Origin of the sequence: Pseudoalteromonas sp. AOP7-A1-14, from assembly GCF_052376275.1 — a bacterium.
GTDB lineage: Bacteria > Pseudomonadota > Gammaproteobacteria > Enterobacterales > Alteromonadaceae > Pseudoalteromonas.
Genome location: NZ_JBQSVO010000206.1, coordinates 1 through 2,351, shown reverse-complemented (window position 1 = coordinate 2,351; position 2,351 = coordinate 1). Strand labels below are relative to the sequence as shown.

1 protein-coding gene is annotated in these 2,351 nt (G+C 42.5%); it reads right to left on the bottom strand.

Annotated elements, in window-relative coordinates; all coding sequences use genetic code 11:
• Positions 1 to 82: 82 nt before the first annotated feature.
• A complete protein-coding gene (gene ltrA / locus ACT3RM_RS17520; RefSeq protein ID WP_193051351.1) occupies positions 83 to 1,762 on the bottom strand; it encodes a group II intron reverse transcriptase/maturase in 1,680 nt (559 codons plus the stop codon).
• Between the last annotated feature and the right edge of the window lie 589 nt (positions 1,763 to 2,351).

Genomic DNA, 2,351 nt, shown 5'->3' with positions numbered 1-2,351 from the left:
TGTCGAGTAGCCAGACCCGATTACTCGAGCCCAGCCCTCTAAGAACGGTACGTGCGAGTTTCCCCGCATACCGCTCAAGTCGTTATAACGCCATGTAGGATGGCGCAGCAGTATTTTGACTCCTATGAATGCTGTTATGGCAATAAGGATGAACAACCACGGTATTACTCGCTTTATTATCACCACCTAAGTATAAAGGTACTAGGCGGTGAATATTCCAACCAGTTTTAGCCGTTATTTTTTCTTTGCAATACAAACACTCACCATTTTGACGTGATAATAATCTATGCAGACGTTCTTTGTTGCGAGAATTTACTAACACATCAAGCCGAGATTCAAAGTAAGTTTCATGTGTCGGATCGTAAGGGTTTGCATCGGAATTGATCTTTGGATGTCGCACAATCGGCATTGCTGCTAACCGAAATAAGCCTATTTGTTTATCACCGGTGCAGAATGTCCAATTACGCGGCCCAACAGAGTGGAAGTATCTAGCCCTAATCCAGTATTTTCCTTTTCTAGGATGTCTACGACATGCCCATTTCCAGAGTAGCAACCATATATCAGAGTCAATCTTGCAAAATACTTCCTTTGCGACACTGTGTCGGTGATAATTGCACCAACCTCTTAATATTGGATTAAGCTGAAAGATTAGCCTGTCTTGTCGACTAGAGCGATATTTGGTGATCGTAAGTCTCAACTTATTCATCAGATGTAGAACGCTTTTGCTACTGGGTTTGACCAATAATTTGCCATTATACTTTCTGAGATTTTGACCAAGAAAATCAAAACCCTCTGATATATGCCTAACGTGCGTTTTTTCTGGCGATAATGCCAAACCACGTTGGGACATAAATTCATTAATACAAGGCAATATTGTATCTACCAAAAACGCTTGAGAATGAGCCGTTACAACAAAATCATCGGCATATCTGATTACAGAGACTCTCTTAACATTAGAACGAATTTCACGGTGCTTACCTCTTTTAACACCAGAAGCTTCTTCAATTGTTCCTTGCAGTTGATTCAATACCATATTCATTAACGTCGGCGAGATTATTCCTCCTTGCGGTGTTCCTGCAAGTGTTGGATATACCTTACCAGACTCCATAAAGCCAGCATTCAGCCACTGTGAAAGGATTGGTTTGTCGATGTTTAAGTGCTTTAGCATCCACTCATGGCTGATATTATCGAAGCAACCTTTAATGTCCGCATCAAGCACCCATTCTCCCGCACGTTTGCGACACAATACTTTGAAGCATTGTTCGATCGCATCAGCACAAGACCTTTGTTTTCGAAAACCAAAAGAATTGCCGTCACTGTTTGTCTCCACTTCTGGCTCAACGGCTAGCAAATATAGTGCTTGCATCCCACGATCCAGCATTGTGGGGATACCGAGAGGTCTTTTCTGCCCATTCGACTTTGGAATAAAGACTCGCCTTAATGGACTTGCCTTGTATCCAGAGCGTTTGAGCGATGAGATTGCTCGCCATTTTTTAGTAGCACTTTGCCATGTTTCGCCATCAACACCAGACGTTTTACGCCCTTTGTTCTCCGTTACTTGTTTAACCGCAAGGGCTTTCGCATAAAAGGAATGAGTCAATAACCATTGCAGGCTTTTAACTTTCCCTTTTCTCCCTTGCTTTACTGCTTTCACAATACGCGCTTGCAATGATCCTACGTAGCGCTTTGCAGCCTTCCAATCGATGTTAGACCAGCATTGCGCTTCGTTTATAGGTGCACATTGTTCATAAGAGCAATTCATTTGCATTCCTAAGCTAAAATCTTATTACAAATTTCTTGTGATTAACCACTCGATGGAAGTGGGCTATGCTTTCGCATGATGTCACGTTCAATACATCTATCTTTGCCATTACAGCAAGGCATTCGCTTTCTCCATCGTCCTTTACCCGCATGCCCGTCATTCATTCTTACGAAGAAACTACCTCAACGAGGGAGCATACGGGCTTACCAAGTTCCGCTTTATTCACATAATGGGTTAGTGTCAGTCAATCCGCCGGGGGCACATTAAATTGCGTAACATGAGACTAGAGCATGTTAACTTGTCCACCACACCTTTTGGTTCAAGCTTGTCAGCATCTTTAGCTTGTTTACAATGACGACAGTTACAACTGTTCAGTTAATTACACATACCATTAATTCCTAGGGCCCAACCGCATGATGCTTGCAGTTTGTTCAACATCACTATTGAACTTAAGGCTACATTGTCTTTCGAGCTTCACACCCCACCATTGCTAGTGACGCATATCGAAATAGGAAACCTTCGGCAATACGAAGGGTTGAATCAAAGTTCAACAGTAAACAAAGCGACTTCTTGTCGCACCTAATCGCTT